The 20,166-nt window shown below is 61.4% G+C and carries 15 protein-coding genes; 8 read left to right on the top strand and 7 right to left on the bottom strand.

Annotated features, from left to right (window positions below; translation table 11 throughout):
• Positions 1–13: 13 nt before the first annotated feature.
• Entirely contained in the window at positions 14–1,228 is a 1,215-nt protein-coding gene (gene hmpA, locus C0Z16_RS25975; protein WP_102634927.1) for an NO-inducible flavohemoprotein, read from the bottom strand.
• Between the two features lie 250 nt (positions 1,229–1,478).
• Complete coding sequence (locus C0Z16_RS25970) at positions 1,479–1,772, bottom strand: GYD domain-containing protein (RefSeq protein ID WP_102634926.1); 294 nt, start codon at positions 1,770–1,772, stop codon at positions 1,479–1,481.
• Between the two features lie 304 nt (positions 1,773–2,076).
• Here C0Z16_RS25970 and C0Z16_RS25965 point away from each other — a divergent pair, with 304 nt between their 5' ends.
• Positions 2,077–2,769 (top strand): phosphatase PAP2 family protein, encoded by a 693-nt coding sequence (locus tag C0Z16_RS25965; RefSeq protein WP_102634925.1) that lies wholly within the window; start codon positions 2,077–2,079, stop codon positions 2,767–2,769.
• A 16-nt stretch (positions 2,770–2,785) separates the two neighbouring features.
• On the opposite strand, the gene C0Z16_RS25960 is transcribed toward C0Z16_RS25965, so the two are convergent.
• Complete coding sequence (locus tag C0Z16_RS25960; RefSeq protein ID WP_244201364.1) at positions 2,786–4,522, bottom strand: ShlB/FhaC/HecB family hemolysin secretion/activation protein; 1,737 nt, start codon at positions 4,520–4,522, stop codon at positions 2,786–2,788.
• Between the two features lie 43 nt (positions 4,523–4,565).
• Positions 4,566–6,857 (bottom strand): two-partner secretion domain-containing protein, encoded by a 2,292-nt coding sequence (locus C0Z16_RS25955; RefSeq protein WP_102634924.1) that lies wholly within the window; start codon positions 6,855–6,857, stop codon positions 4,566–4,568.
• 377 nt (positions 6,858–7,234) lie between these two features.
• Here C0Z16_RS25955 and C0Z16_RS25950 point away from each other — a divergent pair, with 377 nt between their 5' ends.
• Both C0Z16_RS25950 and C0Z16_RS25945 read left to right on the top strand, forming a co-directional pair.
• Positions 7,235–9,883, top strand: coding sequence for a PAS domain-containing hybrid sensor histidine kinase/response regulator (locus C0Z16_RS25950; RefSeq protein ID WP_102634923.1), 2,649 nt, complete (start codon positions 7,235–7,237; stop codon positions 9,881–9,883).
• A 170-nt stretch (positions 9,884–10,053) separates the two neighbouring features.
• Positions 10,054–10,509 (top strand): SET domain-containing protein, encoded by a 456-nt coding sequence (locus tag C0Z16_RS25945; protein WP_102634922.1) that lies wholly within the window; start codon positions 10,054–10,056, stop codon positions 10,507–10,509.
• Between the two features lie 114 nt (positions 10,510–10,623).
• Here the strand turns inward: C0Z16_RS25945 and C0Z16_RS25940 are convergent, their stop codons facing one another.
• Both C0Z16_RS25940 and C0Z16_RS25935 read right to left on the bottom strand, forming a co-directional pair.
• Entirely contained in the window at positions 10,624–11,817 is a 1,194-nt protein-coding gene (locus tag C0Z16_RS25940) for a GGDEF domain-containing protein (protein ID WP_102634921.1), read from the bottom strand.
• A 161-nt stretch (positions 11,818–11,978) separates the two neighbouring features.
• Positions 11,979–13,016, bottom strand: a complete 1,038-nt coding sequence (locus C0Z16_RS25935; RefSeq protein WP_102634920.1) for a transporter — start codon at positions 13,014–13,016, stop codon at positions 11,979–11,981.
• Between the two features lie 360 nt (positions 13,017–13,376).
• Between C0Z16_RS25935 and C0Z16_RS25930 the strand changes: the two genes are divergently transcribed.
• Positions 13,377–15,140 carry a methyl-accepting chemotaxis protein gene (locus tag C0Z16_RS25930; protein ID WP_102634919.1) on the top strand — a complete coding sequence of 588 codons (1,764 nt, stop codon included), beginning with the start codon at positions 13,377–13,379 and terminating at the stop codon, positions 15,138–15,140.
• Between the two features lie 95 nt (positions 15,141–15,235).
• Here C0Z16_RS25930 and C0Z16_RS25925 read toward each other — a convergent pair whose 3' ends face one another.
• Positions 15,236–15,517, bottom strand: a complete 282-nt coding sequence (locus C0Z16_RS25925) for a hypothetical protein (protein WP_102634918.1) — start codon at positions 15,515–15,517, stop codon at positions 15,236–15,238.
• A 478-nt stretch (positions 15,518–15,995) separates the two neighbouring features.
• Here C0Z16_RS25925 and C0Z16_RS25920 point away from each other — a divergent pair, with 478 nt between their 5' ends.
• The 4 genes from C0Z16_RS25920 (at position 15,996) to C0Z16_RS39620 (ending at position 20,049) form a co-directional block, all read left to right on the top strand.
• Positions 15,996–16,658: a DUF3313 domain-containing protein gene (locus C0Z16_RS25920; protein ID WP_102634917.1), complete on the top strand. Its 663-nt coding sequence runs from the start codon at positions 15,996–15,998 to the stop codon at positions 16,656–16,658.
• A 77-nt stretch (positions 16,659–16,735) separates the two neighbouring features.
• The gene (locus C0Z16_RS25915; RefSeq protein WP_102634972.1) at positions 16,736–18,046 is read left to right on the top strand and encodes a paraquat-inducible protein A; all 1,311 of its coding nucleotides are present in this window, start codon (positions 16,736–16,738) and stop codon (positions 18,044–18,046) included.
• The gene (locus tag C0Z16_RS25910) at positions 18,039–19,664 is read left to right on the top strand and encodes a PqiB family protein (protein ID WP_102634916.1); all 1,626 of its coding nucleotides are present in this window, start codon (positions 18,039–18,041) and stop codon (positions 19,662–19,664) included. Before C0Z16_RS25915 ends, C0Z16_RS25910 begins: the two co-directional genes overlap by 8 nt.
• A gap of 55 nt (positions 19,665–19,719) precedes the next feature.
• Entirely contained in the window at positions 19,720–20,049 is a 330-nt protein-coding gene (locus C0Z16_RS39620; RefSeq protein WP_102634915.1) for an ABC-type transport auxiliary lipoprotein family protein, read from the top strand.
• The last annotated feature ends 117 nt before the right edge of the window (positions 20,050–20,166 follow it).

The raw sequence follows: 20,166 nt of genomic DNA, 5'->3' as shown, positions 1-20,166 counted from the left end.
TAAAGCACCGTTCTTACTCCTCGAAAAGGTCTGGCCCAAAGACCTCGTAATGTATCCGCGACTCGGGGACATCCATCGCGCGCAATGCATCATGCTGCAAACGCATGAACGGAATAGGCCCACAGATGTAGTAGTCCGCGTTGGGTAGAAGAATCAGTTCGCGCAGCTCGTCCAGCTTCACAAAGCCGGAGCGGTCATAGTCCCGTCCTGCGATATCGCCCGGCAGCGGGCTCTCGTAGTAGACGACCGCCTTGAAGTTCGCATACATCGCCGAAGTCTGCCTGAGCCTGTCGCGCATTGCATGCACCGCGCCATTTCGTGCGCCATGCACGAACACGACCTGTCGCTGCGGGTCCTGAATCGCGCGCTTGAGCATGCTCACCATCGGTGTCAGACCGACGCCGCCGCTGATCAACACGATCGGCGTCGTGGCATCGACGTCGATATAAAACGTGCCGTAAGGCGCGGCGAGCTTTACTTCGTCGCCAACATTTAAATGATCATGAAGCAGCGACGACACATAGCCCGGCGGCCGCGAAGCGTCGCCATGCTCGCGTTTGACGGATATGCGATAGCTGTGCCCATTCGGCATGTCGGACAGACTGTATTGGCGGATCTGCTGCAAGTGCAACGAGGGCACGTCTACGGCGACGCTAATGTACTGGCCCGGCTCGAAGTTGACGACGGGCTGCCCGTCGGACGGTTCCAGCACAAAGGACGTGATGACGCTGCTCTCCTGCCGCTTTTCCTTAACCACGAAGTTCCGCCAGCCGGTCCAGCCGCCGAGCCGTTGCGTCGAGTTCTCGCGCAGTTCGCTTTCCATCCCCATCAACAGGTCCGCGAGATTGCCGTAAGCCTGCGCCCAGGCCGAGATAATCTCGTCGTTGGCGGCGTCGCCGAGTACGTCCTTGATCGCACCTAGCAGATGCTCGCCGACGATCGGGTAATGTTCCGGCCGTACATCGAGGCTTGCATGTTTGTTGGCGATGTTTTTCAGCACGGCCGCAAGGCTGGCCGGATTTTCAATGTTTTCCGCGTAGGCATACACGGCACGGGCAAGGGCCTGCTGCTGTTGCCCCTGATCCTGATGAGCCATGTTAAATACGTTTCTCAGTTCGGGATGCGCGTCAAACAATCTCGTGTAGAAGCGCTTGATGATCGGCAATCCGTGCTCTGCCAGCACGGGTGCCGTAGCTTTTACAACGTCCTTGGTTCTCTGTGTGAGCATTTGCCTCTCCTTTCATGTGGCGCCCGAGAGCGGCCGCGCGCCGTTGGCCATGAACATGCCGAGGAAGCAAAACTCGTGACTGCGCGACGGAAGCACGCGTTCCCTCCGGGCTGCGTCTATCTCCCTGCCTGGAAAGACCAATGCGACGACTGTTGAATGCGATGCACCGCCCGCGCATCGCACCCGCCTGGCATGCAGCTGACGTGCCGATAACCAGGCCTCCCGTTGGCATCATCGCGCAGCTCACCGTTCACGGAAGCTTGCCGAGGCACGCGCCGAATTCTTCTTTCGTGAACGCACGTAACGTCTGCGTTTTGACATTGCCCGCAGAGCCGAGCGCAAAACCGAATGACATGAAGCTTTGCTCATCCGGCGCTTCCACGATAGTGACAATGTCGTATTGCCCCATCGTCCAGTAGATCTCCTTCATTTCGCAACCGAAGCTCCTGGCCATTTCCGCCGCCTGACCGGCGCGCTGCGGGCTATTTTTTATATTGCGAATGCCCTGGTCAGTGAACTGTGCAAGAACGATATAAGTCGCCATGACGTTTCCCCTTACCTCCACTCGGGACTCAGACGCGCAGGACGAACGCGAACGCTCCGCGCTCGCGCCCCTTGGTAGCCATCCGGCGCGTAACCCCAGTATAGGCAGCGGACGTAGTGATTAATCGTCGATAGCTAGTCATCAGGTACGCTAACCAGTCGGTGCCTTGGGAAAAAGCGTGTTGCGAAGAATGGTTTATGCTTTGGCTGCCGCTTCCTTGCCGGGGCGCCTTGCCGGCCAGTTGCCAGCAAGAAAGGGAGGAAGTTCTATTCTGTTCGCAACAAGTTCTTACATACCCACAAAAATGAATAACTTCGATACTGTCATCGAGATATATCTTTCGAACCTGCACTTCGGTTTCTTTATGACGCGTGCGATACGAGCCGTCGCCGATCTGTACACATTCAAGGGCCTCGTGCTCATTCCCGTGTTGTGGTGGATGTGGTTTGAACCGGGCGAGCGTTGCCAATGGCGGCGCGAAATGGTCATCGCAACAATCGCGAGCGGCCTCATGGCGCTCGTCGTGGGAAGAGCGCTGACTCATTTATTGCCATTCAGAGTGCGCCCTGTCTACAGCCCCGAACTGCATCTGCACTTTGCGACTGGTGCGACAAAGGACGCCTTGCTCACAGCATGGAGTTCGTTTCCAAGCGATCACGCGATGCTATGGATGGCGATCGCCACAGGCATCTTCTGCGTATGGCGGGGAATCGGCGTGCTGGCGCTTCTGTACACCACGCTCGTCATTTGCGTTCCGCGCGCCTATCTCGGCTTTCACTATCCAACTGATTTGCTGGTGGGTGCCGCCGTGGGAATCGCCATTGCCTATGTCATGACACGGGACGTCGTTCGTGCGCGCTTTGCGACTCCACTGTTGCGATGGATGGAACGCTACCCGGCACCGTCCGCGATGCTGGCATTTGTTCTTTGCCTCGAACTCGTCACCCAGTTCGACGAACTGCGTGAGCTCGCGAGCGGTGTACTTAAAAATTTATGAAGGGCTTCGGCGCGCTTTAACTGCCGATCGAAACGTAGAGAAGCACCATCGGCGCTTTCGATCCACCTGGCGTCGGCGCACGCAGCGGCACGCCGTACGTGCAGCGAAAATCGACAAAGCGCGACCATTGAAGGCGCACGCCCGCGCCAATGCTGACGAGAGAACCGTGACTGATTTCCGCGGGCTGATCGATACGGTTCCACACATGTCCGGCGTCGACAAACACGAAGGGCTGAAGCGCCGCGCTGTTCATGCCGAACGGCAGCGCGGGCGCGCGCAATTCCGTCTGCACATTCCAGCCCCGATCGCCTAGCACGACATATGGTTCATAACCCCGCACGCTCGTCTCTCCACCCAGGCCCATTTCTTCGCTCGGCAACAATGTGTTCGGTGTCCACTGGAACGCGCCTCGCGCCGTCAATATGAAGCCGCCGCCGAGCGCGAACGCGCGTTGTGCGGCGAGTAGGAGATACGCGTAGCGGGCGGTCGCGCCTCGCCGCGCGGCGCCGAAAGCAGGGTCGTTGTTGGCGCTGTCCAATCCGCCGGGACTTCCGACGAGCGTCGCCGACGCATGCCCTGCGCCCGCGTCGCCCGGCTTGCTGAGATCGTAGGTCAGCACGAACTGATGCATGTGCGTGTTCGAGTTGAACACCTGAAAGCCGCCGAATTCCAGATCATTGTTGCTGCGCTTGAAGTCGTAGCCGAACTGGACGAGCTGCGCGGTATCGGTCGTGGTCGGCAAACGCCAGTCGTAGCGAACGCTGATCTGCGCAGAAATGCCTGTTTGCCCATAACTGTCCGGCAGACGTGGCGTGCTTTGCGCATAGACCCCGAACAGTTCGATGCTGTCATGCCACGGCAGCGGTGCGATGTAGCTCACTGCATGCGCCGCGAAGCGCGCGCGGTTCGCGCGGCCCTCGATCTCCGGATTGCCGCTGAAGAAATCGTTGCTGGCCGTGAATTGATAAGCGATGTGCTGGTCGAGTCCGAACAGATTGCCATAGTCGATGCCCGCGAAAAAGCGATCGCGACCGAGGTCGCGCACGCCCGCGTTGTCGTATCCGGCGTTCACGCGCAATGGCAAGCGGTCGTCGGTCTGCAAGATCACGTCGGTCGAATTCGCGGTTTCGCCGGGCGCCAAGATCGCATCCACCCGCCGGTACGGATTCGCGTTGAGCACGGCCAGTCCCAGCGACACGTCCGATTGCAGAATCGGCCCGCCCGCCTCAAGCGGCATCTCGCGCTTCAGCAGCTTGTCGGAGAAGAAGCGGTTGCCGCTCGTGCGCACTTGTCCGAGGCGGAATTCGGCGACCGCGATGTGAACGACTCCCGCGCTCACGTCCTGCTCGGGCACGTAGACATCGACGAGTGGCTTGCCCGCCGCACGATAACGCTCGACAACCGCACGGCGGATTTCAGCAAGGCGGCCGAAAGTCAACGGCTTGCCGAGATCGGCGTCGAACGTGTGCAGAAAAGCTGCGTCGAGTAGGGGCAGAGCTTCGGCGGTAATGGTTTGTTGTTTAGCCGCGGCCGTTGCCGACGCGCTTGCGCCCGCGGCTTCGAACACCAGGCCTTCGAGTCTGCTCACCGCAATCTGCGCGGAATTGGCATCGGGCGGCGCGGAAGGCTGCGGCGGCGCGCTTCGCGGAGTCGGGGGCGCGGGCTGCGGGGCAACGTCGCGCCACGCTTGCGCGAAGACGGGCAAAGGCTGAACGGCCACCGCCACGCATGACGCCAGCAGCGCCCAACGCACGCGCGAGGCGCATGCCGGTTCGTCCGCGGATGAACGGCGCCGCTTAATGCGCAAGCTGCCAGCGCAAGACGGGGTGCGTCGCGGCGAACGGCATCGCCCACACGCCGTTCGGTCCGAAGTCGTAACCCGCGAAGCTGGCCGCGTCGCTCATCTGCGCGGTGCTCAGTCCGTTCGATGCCGGCAGATTGCCGCCGCTCACGGCCTGCCCTGTCGTTTCTCTGTTCCAGTAAACGTCCGGCGCAAGCGTGCCCGAGCCGAACGCGATCACACCATGCGTCGGCATGGTTCTGGTTTGGACCGCGCCTGTCGCGAACGACTGTGTGACGGTTCCATCGTTGATGCCGACAAGTCCGCCGCCATATCCCGTCGAGAAAACCGGACTGACGCTGCCCGTCGCATACGACTGCGCGATCGAACCCAGGTTGTAGCCGACGAGCCCGCCGTTTGCGTCCGAGCCCGATACCGCGGCGCTGCTCCACGAGCGCTCGACGGCGCCTTCATTGCGGCCCACTAGTCCGCCGAAAGTGGTGCCGTCCTGGAAGACTTCCATGGCCACGCCAGTCGAGTGAGCGTTCGCAATGACTCCCTGGTTCACGCCGGCGAGGAGGCCACTGCCAAAGTAGCTGGTGCTCACAGAGCTGTTCTCCACGCCGACATCGCGCAGCACGCCGGCCAGCCCGACCACGCCGAAGAGTCCCGACGAATAATCCTTGCTGAAGTCGGCGATCACGATCTTCGCATTGCGCACGTTGTGCCACATGCCGTCGAACTGGCCGGTGAAGGGCGTCGTGTGGTCGCCGATCGGCGTCAAGGTATAGCCTGTCGCGTCGACGTCGGTGCCCAGCGCATAGTTGCCCGCAAGGTCCTGCGACATGTTTTGAAGATCCGCCACGCTGTTGATGAGCTTGTAGGCGGTGATCTGCGTGAGCCGGCCGCTGCCCGGCGCGGCTGTCCATGCCGGATTGCCCAGCAACGTGCCAGCGCTGTAAGTCCCGTTCATGTCGTAAAGCGCACTGACGAGCCCCGTGCTGCCCGACCAGTCGATCACGCCATGGTTCGCGATTCCGCCGCCGTTGTCGATGCTTGCGGCATCGGCACGCAACGTCAGGTTGCCGCCGCCCCGATTGCCGATGGTCGCGCCTTCCGCGACCGTGACGTGGCGATACGCCGCGAGCGTCAATGATGCGTTCCCTTGCCAGCCGATTCCCGAGTTCACGTCGATGTCGCCGGCGATGCCGTTGGCGCCCGTCGTCTGCACATTGACCGAAGTGCCTGCGCCGAGACTCGTCGAAAGCGCACGCGCCGCGCTGTCCTCGACGGTGAAGGCCGGCGTGGCGATGTTCCATTGACCGGCGCGCACGGTGGTCCCGCCAGCCGGGAACGACAGCGTGTCCGCGCTCATGTCGACGGTGCCGCCCGCTGCCTCTATCGAGCCGCCCGGCCGCAGCGTGCCGTGTCCGGCGACCAGCCAGACGTGGCCGTCGCGCATGGCGGTACCCGTCGCGCGGATTGCTTCATGGTTGCCCGCAAGCGCGTAGATGTTACCGTCGGCGGCTTGCAGGCTGACCTGCGCCGCCTGAATCACGCCGCGATTGACGAGCGTGCCGCCGCTGCCCGTCTGCCCGGCCTGACTGTCCTGACTGGCCTGCACGAACACCTGTCTGCCCGACGACGAATCCTGTAGCAACACCTGCTGCGCGACCGCCAGTTCCGCTGTGCCGTTCGGCGCGCTGATAGTGCCCGCGTTGCCCACCCGTTGCCGCGCGATAAGGAACACGTCTCCCGCGCCGGACGCAATCGTGCCGAGATTGACGATGCTTGCAGTCGAGTTGCCCGAGAGCGTCAGCGGCCGGCCGTTCATGAAGGCGTCGGTGTCCACGGCGTCGAGCGTCGACGCGACGAACCGTCCGTTCGTCAAGACGACGCCTTTCGGTCCAACAACGATGCCTTGTGGATTGATCAGATACACGCTGCCGCTTGCCGTCAGCGTGCCGAGGATGGCCGACGGCGAGCCTCCCGTGACGCGGTTGAGTGTCGCGCCGTTGTTGTTGGCGAACACCACGCGGTTGTTGCCGCCGATCGAAAAGCTGTTCCAGTCGACGACGCCCCGGCTCGAACTCTGGTTGATCGTCAGCGTCGTGCCGTCGCCGCCGACCGATCCGCTCCCGCCGACGAAGCGTCCGCCGGCAGGCAGCGCACCCGCGGCCCGCGCGTCCATTGAAGCGACGCAGAACAGGACGGCGGCGGCAAGCGGCAGCAGCGCCGTCAGCGCTCGGCGCGCGTCGCGCGTACGTGAGCGATCTTGAACATATGATGCCGATGCAGTCCTGTTCATCACGTCTCCTGTCCCACGCAAGGGGCGCCGCATGCCTCGCTGTCATGCAACTGTGCCGCGCCGGCCCCGCTGCGCGCACGCCCGTATTATTGCAGCCGGTTTCGGGCGCACAATGATGCGACGTGACCGGGATATCGACGTATTGCGCCTAAAGGTCTGCGGAATTGGCCACGGCACTGGCGGCGAGCGCGCGCCAGGCTCTGCCGCCGGAGGCCAGCCGCAACGCCGCGCAATCCCATGGTTTCCCCAATAGCGGCAAAGCAGGCTGCACACGAGGATTGCAGCGCCGCGCACAGGCAGCGCGGCGCTTCAATCTCACTTACGATGTAATCAGGCGTCCCCTTGCAAGCGGTACAAACAGTGCGATTGATAACGCAATGAGCAACAACGATATTGCCGATCACGTCCCGGCTCTCGTCTGGACCGCGGAAGCGCGCGGGATCGTCACCTATGCCAACCTTGCCAGCCGCAAGTACCTCGGTAATCCCTTTGCGCCGAACACCACGCTGCACTGGGATCAATTCGTTCTCGAAGACGACGTCAAGAAGGTGCTCGATGCATGGCGCAGCGCGCTGACCGTCGGGGAAAGCGTGAAGGTCAACGCCCGCCTCAAGCGGTTCGACGGCAAATACCGCTGGCATAAGCTACGCCTACAGCCGATCTTCGACGAGGCGCGCGTTCTCTCCGGCGCATGCGGCATCGCAATGGACATCGACGACTTCGTGAAGGCCGGCGAAGCCTACGAGATCGGCGAACGACGGCTGCGCTTCGCGCTCGACGCGGCGCGCGTCGGCGCATGGGAATGGGACATGGGCAGCCGCACAGCGCGCATCAGCGCTCAACTGGCGCAGATTTACGGCCTCGATCCGCAGCAGGCAGAAGTGCCGTTGCAATGGCTCTTCGACAGAATCCCCGAAAGCCATCGAGCCTGGTTCGCGCGCGAACTGACCGGCCGCTTGCACGAGTGCGTGCCCTTTGAGCTGGATTTTCCTATCGAGCTGGAAGACGGACGGCGCTTATGGCTACGAACCCGTGGCGAAACCGACTGCGGGACCGGCTCGGAAATCGAACGTGTATTCGGCGTGACGTACGACATCACCGAACAGCACGATGCGCAGACCGAACGCGAACGCAGCGAACAGCGTTATCGCGCGCTCGTCGAAGCGAGTTCCGAACTGACATGGATTGCGGATGCGGCGGGCCATACAAATCAGCTCGGCAACTGGCAGTCGTTCGCGCCGCAGGGCGGCCTGGATGCGGGCGGCGAATGGCTCGACCTCGTCCATCCCGACGATCAGGACAGTGCGCGCGAGAAGTGGTCGAAAATCGTCAGGGCGCAAGTGCCAGGCTCGATGACTTTCCGGCTTCGCCGGCGAGACGGCAGTTGGCGGACGATGGTTGCACGAGCCGCGCCATTGCACGACGACGACGGCACCTTGCGGGAATGGTTCTGCATGGCGACCGACGTGACCGCCGAACGCGCCGCCGCGGCCGCGCTCGAGGAGCGCAACCTGCGTCTTCAGGTCGCCATGCGCGCCGCGAGAATGACGATCGGTTATCTGTCGCTCGATTCATGGACTGCCTGCTGGGACAGTGAGGACGCGGTGCCCGGCGTGCAAGCCGCGCCGACCGCGTTGCGCTATGACGCGGCGCTTCACCGCGTGCACCCGGAGGACCGCGCGGTGGTAGACGCCGCGATGCGCCGCGTCGCGCTCACGGGTGAATTCGACAAGCCGCTCGAATTTCGCATCGTCATGGGTGACAGGGAAAGCTGGCTGCAAAGCCAGGCCGTGCTGCAGCGCGACGACAACGGCAAGCCGTGGCGCGTCATTGCGAGCGCGGTGGATATCACGCAGCGCAAGACGCTGGAACTCGCATTGCGCGAAACCGACCGCCGCAAAGACGAATTCCTCGCCATGCTCGCGCACGAGCTGCGCAACCCGCTTGCGCCGATGCGCAATGCAATCGCGCTACTGCGCCGGGAGAAGGAGGCAGGCATGAGGTCCGGCGAGCTGGTCGGCATGCTGAGCCGGCAAGTCGATCACATGGCGCGGCTCGTCGACGACCTGCTCGAAGTGTCGCGCATCACGCATGGCCGCATCATGCTTCGCCGTGAGCCGCTGCTGCTCGGCACCGCGGTATATGGCGCGCTGGAAACGGTGTCGTCGATGGCGACTTCGCGCGGCCAGCACCTCACCGTGCGACTGCCGCCCGCACCCGTGTGGTTGCACGCGGACGCGCTGCGTCTCTCGCAGATTCTCGTCAACGTATTGAACAACGCGTGCAAGTACACCGACCCAGGCGGCAACGTGTGCGTGACCGCGCTTGCCGACGAACGGTTCGCGACCGTCACCATTGAAGACAACGGCAGCGGCATTTCCGCCGATCTTCTGCCGCATATCTTCGACCTGTTCGCGCAAGGCGAGCGCACGCTCGACCGGGCGCACGGCGGCCTCGGCATTGGCTTGTCGCTGGTGAAGAAGCTTGTCGAATTGCATGGCGGGTCCATCGACATCACAAGTCCCGGGCCCGGCCGCGGCGCAACGGTTTCGATCAGGCTGCCGCTGGCTGTTCCGCCCGAAACGCCACCGACATTGCATGAAGCGCCGCCCGCGGCGGGACCGTCGCATGCTGAGCGTGCTTCGCTGCATGTGCTGATCGTCGACGACAACAAGGACGCCGCCGACTCGCTCGCGCTGCTTTGCGAAAGCGAGGGCTATCACGTCGATGTCGCGTACCGCGCCGACGACGCGCTGGCGAAAGCCGAGGCCGAGCCCGTGGATGCCGCGTTGCTCGACATCGGCCTGCCGGATACGGACGGCTACGAGTTGGCCAGAATGATTCGCCTCAAGGGCGAGCCGAGACCCATGCTGATCGCGGTGACGGGTTATGGCCAGGCCGACGACCATCTGCGCGTCCAGGCGGCGGGCTTCGATCATCATCTCGTCAAGCCGGTCGACATCGAATATCTGATGTCGCTGCTGGCCGAATTGTCGCCAGCTGCCGCGTCGCCGCACGCGGAGTGAAGCGCAACGGCGCCGCGATGATGGTGTCGGCACCGCGCGTGTGAGAGCAAAACGTTCTGCCATCACTTTCCGTCGCCGGGTTGATTGAATCTGTGCGACTGCGACGGTATGCTTTCTTCCTGGTGACGAATGGTTTACCAACAGACATCCGAGCCGGGGAGAATCACGAGATGCGACGCATAGCTGTCCGAAACTCAACCATTCATGGAAAGGGAGTGTTTGCGCTACGGCAGATCGCTGCCGGAGAGCGGATCATCGAATACAAGGGCGAACTGACCGGCTGGCGACGCGCGGCGGCCCGGCAGCAGTCGCAAGCGGGCCACACGTTCGTATTCGGTCTTTCGGACGGGCGCGTGATCGACGGCAGCCGACACGGCAACAGCGCACGTTTCCTGAACCACGCATGCGTCCCGAACTGTGAAGCGATCGAAGCCGGGAATCGTGTGTTCATTTACGCGCTCAGAGACATTCTGCCCGGCGACGAGCTGTTTATCGACTATGGTCTTTCAGTCGACGGCGAAGTGGATGAGGATATTCGCGCTCACTATGCGTGTCACTGCGGCGCCGCGGAATGCCGGCAGTCGATGATCGCCGATGGTGCAAGCGATGAAGAGTGCGCCGTTTAGCGGGGTTTCGAACAATAAGGCGTCGCATCGAGCACGTCGATAGAACCCGCCCACGGGCGTCAGCTTGCCCATTTTCTCGCTTGGAATACGACGGTGGTCAGCGCGTGCGCCGCCTTAATGCGCCGAGCCGGCCAAGTCGCTCGCGGTGTGGCGAACGCGTTCGGTCCGCGCCAACTCGATCCGGCATTTGCCGGCTCTTTTCGCGCGGTAAAGCATCGTGTCGGCGCCGGCCAGCGCGTCGCCCAGACTCTGTGCAAGAGCACATTCGTTGATGCCGGCGCTGAACGCATACGCCAATTTGCCGCTCCCAGCCGGCGACGGGCACGTGACCGCGGCGAGCATTTCACCGACGATTTCCGCCGCGTCCGCCGCCGACGTATGCGGAAAAAGTATCGCGAACTCTTCGCCGCCCAGCCGACCGAACACATCGCCGCGCCGAATGTGCTGATGCACTTCGGCGCCGAAGCCGGCCAGAACGCGGTCGCCGGCAGCGTGCCCATGTCTATCGTTGATGGTTTTGAAATCGTCGATGTCGATGATCGCAACGCATAGTTCGGCGTGCGCGGCACGTGCCGTTTGCAAAAGCGCCTCGCCGCGAGTCATGAACGCGCGCCTGACCAATGCGCCGGTCAAGTCGTCGAAAGTGGCGAGGTGCTCGACCTGCTGCATCATCCGGTCGTTGGCCAGCATCACGAGCCCGATCGACAGAATCGGCAACGAAAGAATGCTGATGCCGAGAAAGCCGAGATCCGGCGTTTGGTGGTGTTGCCACTTCATCGAAGGGTCGGCGAAAAAAGCGTTGAGTAGGCCCCGTGCGAAATAGACGATGCCACCGACAAGCGCCGCGCCAAACACCAGCCAATGACCGTATTGCCGCCGGTCGCACACACGCGAGTTCCAGATCGTCCAACCTACGGCAATGCGGGCATACGCAAGCGCAAACGACATGATCGCGGCTCTGGCACTGACGTCCGGCGACAGCCATGTCCAGTAGACAACGGCACACACGCACAGGCCCAAGGCGACGTGCTCATAGTTTTTTGACGGCGGCTTACTGACGAATGCGCGGCACCCTTGCAACATGAGCCATGCGCCGGCAAGCACGAACATGCACGACGCCAGCATCGCACCGGTGGAAGGACGAGCGTGCGCGAGGAAAAGTACGCCCGATGCGGCGGCGAACAGGCAATGCGCGGCAAGCCAGCGACGCAATCCGGCGACCCTATACCGTGCAAGGTAGCCCAGCACGGCCGCGCTGGAAAGGCATGACACGAATACGGTGGCAAGCAGCGCAAGAGAGCTGGACATGGTCTTTTGGCGTTATTGTTGGCGCGAACATGCGGCCTTTATGTAGCTATAGCGTCCGTTGGCAAAGCCCCCGTACGGACAAACTCCTTGGTGCCGTCGCACTATGTTAATTCGCGCGCGGCATCGCGAACAGTACGCGCGAATCGCATACGGTCCCCACGCTATCGTTCCTTCCTTCGACGAAACGCCCACCATGCGGTCAGTCCTGTGAAGCATGCAACGAGCACCACCATCACCCAGAATCCGTGACGGTTTTCGGCAAACGGAATGCCGCCCACGTTCATACCGAAGAAGCCCGCGACGATGTTGATCGGCATTGCGAGAACCGTGACGAGAGTCAGCGTGAACAGCGTGCGGGTGTTCTGCTCTTCCAGCCGCGAAATAATCTCTTCCTGCAACAGCCTGACACGTTCGATGAGACCCGCCATGTCCGAGAGCACTACGGAGAACTCTTCCGTCGACTCGCGCAAATCCTGCACGTCTTCCTGTTGAAGCCAGCGAGGCGGTCTTGCCAGCAAGCGGAAGATCGCGCCCGGTTCCGGTGCGAGCATCCGCTGCAAACGCGTCAGCATGCGTCGCATCGCGCCGAGGTCGAGCCGGTTTTGGGTCGGACGCTGCGAGAGAAAGCGGTCCTCGATACGGTCCACATCGGCGCTCGTGCGGCGGACAATCTGTATCAGCAGATCGGCCTGGTCGCGCATCAGGTGAACCAGCAGTTCTGCCGGCGAGCGGAAAATTTCCCCTTCTTTCACCGATGCGCGCAGCCGGTCCACCGAACGCAGCGGCTTCAAACGCGCCGTCACAATGATCCGCTGATGCGCGTAAATCCATAACGTCGCAATCTCGGACGGTGTGAACTCGAGATTGAACATCACGTCGTTGACCACGGCGCGCAGCGCGCCGTCCGCCTGCTCGATGCGCGTCGAATGCGAGCCTTCGCGCAATGCGTCGAAGAACGTCTCGGGCAAGTCGAGCTGCGCTCTCATCCAGCGCTCGCTCGCGCTATGCGCGAGATTGAAATGGAGCCACAGAAATTCGTCGGCTTGCGTGGCGGTGCCGGCGCTTTGCCGCGCATGCAGCCACTCGAGCGCGTCATCGGCGGAAATGGGCCGGCCCGGCTGCGTGGGCGAAAAAATAAAGCCGCACACGATGCCGGACGAATCCGAGCCATAGGTTTGCATCAGCAGTTCAGATTTCATAAGTCTTTCAGTGCTTGCTTCCGCTTCCGATTTATCACACCCCGCAATTTACCAGCCGAAGATGAACTCGCGATGGCCGCCATTATGAGGTCACGCGAACGTCGTATTGGTGCAATGACCGCCGGTACCCGGCAATTCCCCATTGAGCGACTGCTTCATAGCCAATTTCAATCATGCGCAAACCTTTGCGCCCGAAGTGCAAGGGCTAACCGCCCTACTGCAACGGGTGGGCGGGCCGTTATCGCGTTTAGCACCGGCGCAAACTGGTTTCGATCGCGTGCTGCTGATCCCCGGCATTTTTCCGGGCATCCAAAGCCCTTGAATAGTCTTCGGGCAAAAGTGGCGACTGGAGCAAAAATCATGAATTTCAATAACCTGTCGGAAAAGGCAAAACTGACTGTCGCGTTCGGTTCGCTCGCGGTCGTCGTATTGATTGTCTCCGCCATATCGCTGAACGCGCTCAACGACGAGAACCAACGTTTTGCCAGCTTCGTCAGCGGCATCAATGCGCGCGCGCAAATGGCCGAATCGGTGCGAGCCGCCGTCGACGACCGCGCGATGGCGGTGCGCAATCTCGTGCTGGTTTCGTCGCCTGCCGACATCGAGCTTGAAAAAGCCGCCGTGCTCGACGCGGAGAAGCGAGTGGAGAGCAGCCTGGAAAAATTCAATGCGATGGTCGCGAGCGCCCAGGACATGAGCGATCACGCGCGTACTCTCGCGGGCGAGATATCGCGTATCGAACAGCTCTATCGACCGGTCGCGCTGGAGATCGACGGGCTGGCCGCGAGTGGGCAACGCGATGCGGCGATCGCGGCAATCGCCAGCAAATGCCGGCCGTTGCTGACTGCATTGATCAAGGCGACCAACGCATATGTGGACGTGACACATGAACGCGCCATGCAGATGGCGCAGGCGTCGAAAGAGCAGTTCGCACATCAGCGCAATTTGCTGATCGCCTTCTGTTTTGGCGCGATCGCGCTGGCAGTCGCGGCCGGGATCATCATTACGCGCGGCTTGCTGCGTGCGCTCGGCGCCGAACCCGTCGCGCTCGCGGAAGTAACACGGCGCGTCGCCGAAGGCGACCTGCGCTCCGTTCCCGGCGCGAGCAACGCGCCAGCGGGCAGCGTGCTTGCATCGATGGTTGAGATGCAGTCGAGCCTCGTCCGCCTGATCGGCAATGTCCGCAATGCGGCGGACAGCATCGCGACCGGCTCCAGCGAAATCGCGTCGGGCAACGTCGATCTGTCGTCGCGCACCGAACAGCAGGCTTCATCCCTTCAGGAAACCGCATCGAGCATGGAAGAGCTGACCGCTACCGTGAAGCAGAACGCTGAGAACGCGCAGCAGGCGAGCACCCTGTCGGCGAATGCATCGGAAGTGGCAATGAAGGGCAACGGCGTGGTCGGCGAAATGGTGGGGACCATGAGCGAGATCAGCGCGAACTCGACACGAATCGCCGAAATCACCGGGATGATCGAAGGCATTGCGTTCCAGACTAATATCCTGGCGCTCAATGCGGCCGTCGAGGCGGCGCGCGCAGGCGAACAGGGCCGTGGCTTCGCGGTGGTCGCAAGCGAGGTGCGCAGTCTCGCGCAGCGCTCGTCCAGCGCGGCAAAAGAGATCAAGGATCTGATCAACACGTCTGTGCAGAAGATTCATGACGGCTCGTCGTTGGCGGACAAAGCGGGAATGACGATGGCCGAAGTCACGCAGGCCGTCGCGCGCGTGACCGACATCATGGGAGAAATCGCGGCGGCGTCGGCAGAACAGAGTCGCGGCATCGAACAGGTCAATCTGGCGATCACACAGATGGACGAGGTCACGCAACAAAACGCGGCGCTGGTGGAAGAAGCAGCGGCCGCGTCGAAGTCGCTCGAAGATCAGGGCCGACAGTTGAATCAATCGGTGTCGTTCTTCCGCCTGGACGGCACTGCGATTTCGGCGCCGCAGGTTTCGTCCGTTGCAAAATCTGCGGTGCCGCGTGCGCGAACCGCCTCTGTCAGCAAAGCAGGCGGCGTGGCTGGCAAACGCGCTGCGGCGCGGGCCTTGCGCCCCACAGCGGCCGCAACGGCGGCAAGGGTCGCAACGGCGGCAACGGGGACGGACGGCTGGGATACGTTTTAAACATCTTCAAACCTTTCTAAACGCCTTTAAAGCGCTTTCAAATGCAAACGGAGACGGCCTCAGTGCCGTCTGCCTTTCGCTAGCTGGACACGTATTCATTGCCGTTGATGCGCGCTTGCCGCCTTCGCGTCGATGACATGCAGGTCGTCACGCAGATTCGGGTAGATGCCGAAGATAAACGCCATATACAGCAGACCCGCGAACAGACCGGCAAGCGTGCCCCACGTATCGCGGGCGACGGCTCCACGCCAGAAATGAAGCGGAACGCCAATCAGCAGATACGCCGCGGCGAACACGAGCGCGACCATTAGCGCAGGCGGTGCGCTGAGTGCGAAGAAATCCGCCACCGCGAGGATGATCTCGGTTTTGCTTGTCATGCCGTCCGCTTTTTCAAATGACGCTTCGACACGCTGATGTCTCGCGAGCTGTCTACCAGGTGCGGTGCAGTTCGTCGCGGTTAGAGGTCCGTGGTCAGATTAAGCCATAAACAAACCGGACGTTCTGTTTACTTGTGTTTACGACGGTGCTACGATCGCTTCCGAATCGGGCACTTGCGTGTCGTCAGCGGCGATTCGCCGGAAAACACACGGCATAGCACGCTGAATGCGACCTCGCGGCGTCGGGTGGTTTGCGCCGCTCGGCTTTGTCGTGTTTGAACAGGGGAATGGCCGCTCAGAACACAGTCCCGGTCGCGTCCGGATTCGCCTGCCCGGCCATGGGTCAAATGCTACGGCAAGGCCCGTTTCTAAAACAAACCGTACGTTCGGTCTTTAATAGCCAGATCGTGTTCGCTTGCAATGCACGGTGGACAACTTCCGCGCGGCGAACCGCGCGTCATCCGAAATGGAGCTTTGAATGAACAGGTTTAGCAACGCCCATACACTCGCAGTTGCAACGCTCTGCATGGCTTTGGTGGGATGTTCGAGCGTCCAGCCGGTCGCGTATTCCGGACTCGCGTCGTCCTCGGAATTGAAGACCGAGCCGCAAAACAGCTCGGTCCGCATGCCGTATCGCTATGCGACGCAAGTGGACTGGCGCCGATACAAACGGATCGTTATTGATCCGGTCGCGATCTATCGCGGCGCCGACGATCAGTTCGGCGACATGGGCGATCAGGACAAAACCACGCTCGCTAACTACGCGCAATCCGCGTTCGCAAAGAAGCTCGGAAAGCGCTTTGAAGTCGCGAGCGATTCGGGCGCGAGCACGTTGCGGTTGAAGGTGACATTGACGGGCGCCGGCACGACGACGCCGGTCCTCGGCCCGTTCACTCACTTCGATATTGGCGGCAATCTGTACAACGGCGTGCAGGCGATTCGCGGCCGTGAAGCCGCGTTTTCCGGTTACGTGATCTATGCGGTGGAACTGCGCGACGCGTCGACTAACCAGCTTCTTCAGGCTTATGTCACGAAGCAGTATCCGAATGCGATGAATCTCGCGGCCGCCTTTGGATCGCTGGGTGCGGCAAAGACCGGCATCGATAAAGGCGCCGACGAGCTTGCAGAGCAATTCAAATAGCCTTCTCGCCCCACGAGCGGATTGCACGCACGCGGACTCGCTCTTCGAGACCACGCGCAATTGATCGGATGCCGATGATGAATGAAACCAGATTGATTGCCTGTCCCGAATGCGACCTGCTTCAGTCCAGACCGCCCCGCAGCCGCCGCGGCGCCACGAAGTGTGGACGCTGCGGCGCGACCCTTTCCCAGCGCGCGTCCGCGACCCGCGACCTGACACTCGCGCTCAGCCTGGCGGCTACGGTGCTGTTTGTCGTCGCCAACTGCTTTCCGATTGTCGGCGTGTGGGTTAATGGAGCACTCGTCGAAACCACGCTTGTCAACGCGGCTTTGTCGCTTTACGCCGATGGTATGTGGCCGATTGCGGGCCTTGTGTTCGTCACGACATTCCTCATGCCCGCGCTGAACATGGCGGCCATGATCTATCTGCTTTTGCCGTTGTATTTCGGCCGCTCTCCGCCGGGGCCGCAACTCGTTCTGCGCCTGCTTCGCCACTTCGCACCGTGGGGAATGATAGAAGTGTTCATGCTTGCGTTGCTCGTCGCGATCGTCAAACTTCAGCATGTGGCGACCGTAATGCCCGGCATCGGACTATGGGCGTTGGGCGCCGTCATGGTGCTGCTCGCAATAGTGGCCGTTATCTTCGATCCGCTCGATCTATGGGCGCATATCGACCGCGCTCGGCCTGAAGCTTGGCCTGAAGGTCGGCCTGAAGCTCGGCCCGAGGTTCATCTCGATGTCGCTTGGATCGCCACCGCGAGCGAGCGATTCCGCACCGCGGCTCGCGCAGGTCTCTATCGTTGCAACGGCTGCGGGCTGCTTGCAAGGCCGCTGTTGCAAAGCCAAGCTGGGAGCTGTCCGCGTTGCAACTCGAGCCTGCATCCACGCAAACACAACAGTTTGACTCGCACGTGGGCATTCATTCTCGCCGCGACCGTTCTTTATATTCCGTCGCTTCTTCTGCCGATCATGGTTACGGGCACATTGTTCAACGCGCAGTCCGACACGATTCTGAGTGGCGTTGTTTATCTCTGGTCCTCGGGATCGTGGTTGCTTGCGGCGATTGTCTTCATGGCGAGCATTGTGGTGCCGATGCTCAAGGTGTTGTCGCTGACTTATCTCGCTTGCAGTACTCAATTGCGTTCGCCATCGGTACCGACCAGGCGAACGCGTCTTTATCGGCTCATCGAGCTTATCGGCCGATGGTCGATGCTCGATATCTACGTCATCACCATTCTCGTCGCCGTCGTGCAATTCGACTCAGTTGCAACGATAGATGCGGGGCCTGGCGCAATTGCATTCGGCGGGGTAGTCGTGCTGACGATGTTCGCCACGCTCTCGTTCGATCCACGACTGATATGGGACGCAGTGGAGACAGAAGTTGAATAAACCCGCTGGACAAAGAGACGACTCAGGCACGCCTTCTTTTCCACTCGCCGTCGACATCAAGCGCCCGCGGTGGGCCGTGCAACTCGTGTGGTGTGTGCCGCTTATCGCCGTACTGATAACCGGCTGGCTGGCGGTTCAGCCTTTCATGCAACGTGGGCCGACCATTACGATCAGCTTTGCGACAGGCGACGGCATCGAGGCCGGCAAAACAAAAATCAAGTTCAAGAACGTAGACATTGGGATCATCAAAAGTCTCTCGCTTTCCGATGACCATAAGACCGTGCTCGCCAGCGCGGAAATGTCGCGCAGCGCCACCAACATGCTCGTTGACGACACCCGTTTCTGGGTCGTTCGCCCGCGCATTGCAGGCGGTACTGTCTCGGGCATCAGCACACTGATTTCGGGCTCGCACATTGGAATGGACGCCGGTGCATCCCGAACGGCGCGGCGCGACTTTGCCGGTCTTGAGTCGCCGCCCGTGTTCGCCTCCGGCACGCCTGGACGAGAGTTCCTGCTCAGAAGCGCGAACATCGGCTCGCTCTATATCGGCTCGCCCGTCTTCTTTCGACGCCTTCAGGTCGGTCAGATCGTGTCATATGCACTGGATGCCGACGGCGCGGGAATGACGATTCATATCTTCGTCAATGCGCCCTACGACAAATACGTCACGAACGACACGAGGTTCTGGCAGGCCAGCGGCGTTGATGTGACGCTCGATACGAGCGGCGTCAAGGTGAATACCGAGTCGCTGGTGTCGGTACTGATCGGCGGACTTGCATTCGAGGATTCGCCACAAGCCACTGACAAAACACCGGCCAAGGCGCGGCATTCGTATCGGCTATTCTCCGACCGCACCGAGGCGATGAAAACGCACGACGCGATCGTCGATCAATATGTGCTGAATTTCAAGGAGTCGGTGCGCGGTTTGACCGTGGGTGCGCCGGTCGATTTTCGCGGAATCGTGATCGGTGAAGTGACTGCGATTCGCACGCACTTCGATCCGGTTACCAAGGAATTCAGCATTCCGGTCCACGTCAGCATTTTTCCGGAGCGTCTGATTTCGACTGACGACAGAAAAACGAGCGCGGAGCGTGTTCCATCCGAACGAAAACTCATGGCGGACTACCTTGTATCGACGGGAATGCGCGCGCAATTGCGGACCGCGAGTCTGCTTACCGGCCAACTCTACGTCGCGATCGACTTCTTTCCGAACGCGCCCAAAGCGGTGATGAACTGGAGTAACGAACATCCCGAATTGCCCACGGTGCCGGGCAATCTACAGGGCTTGCAGGATTCCATTACGACGCTGGTGGCGAGGCTGAACGCGATCCCGTTCGAAGGCATCAGCAAGGATCTGCGCAAAACGCTCAATGACGCAGATGCGCTGCTGAATACGGTTAACACCGATCTCGCTCCCGACACCAAAGCAACGCTGGCCGCGGCGCGCGAGGCGCTCACGTCCGCGAATCGCGCGCTGCAAAGCGACTCGCCATTGCAACAAAGCACTACCGATACGATGCGGGAATTGTCGCGAGCTGCAGTGTCGATCCGCTCGTTAGCGGAGTACCTCGAGCGCCATCCAGAATCGCTGATTCGCGGCAAGACGGGAGACAAATGATGCGCCGGTTCCATTTGTTGGCTTTAACGGCTATGGTGCCGGCACTCTTAGCAGGATGCGCAACGTCGCCCAGTCCGACGCTCTATACGTTGACCGCGGTGGAGGGCGCCGCGCAGGAGCAGAAGAGCGTCCGTCCGGGCGCAATCGAAATCGCAATGGGTGCTGTCACGGTCCCCGAGTTGGTCGACAGGCGACGACCCAAGGCATGACTCTCGTCGCCGCCTGGTCCGTGCGCTCGGCTACGAGGACGGTCAACGGACGCACGACAGCCCGCGAGTTAATGCACGATGAGTCCGGCTATGACGCGATCATGATGGCCCACAGTCGTGCATTGGCACGTTTGGCAGATGACATTGCCGCAGCAACACGCTCTATGACCGAGTAGCAGCTTGCGTCGTTTCTCTGCGGGCGCAACCAGGGACGCGCTAGCGCCCATGCCTGACTTAAAGTAGAACAACACGTTCGAAAAAAACGACGAAACCCCGCAGGCGCCAAGAGACAG

This window comes from Paraburkholderia rhynchosiae (genome assembly GCF_002879865.1).
Lineage (GTDB): Bacteria > Pseudomonadota > Gammaproteobacteria > Burkholderiales > Burkholderiaceae > Paraburkholderia > Paraburkholderia rhynchosiae.
Note: the sequence above shows the minus strand (reverse complement) of the source record. Positions and strands in the feature narration are given on the sequence as shown.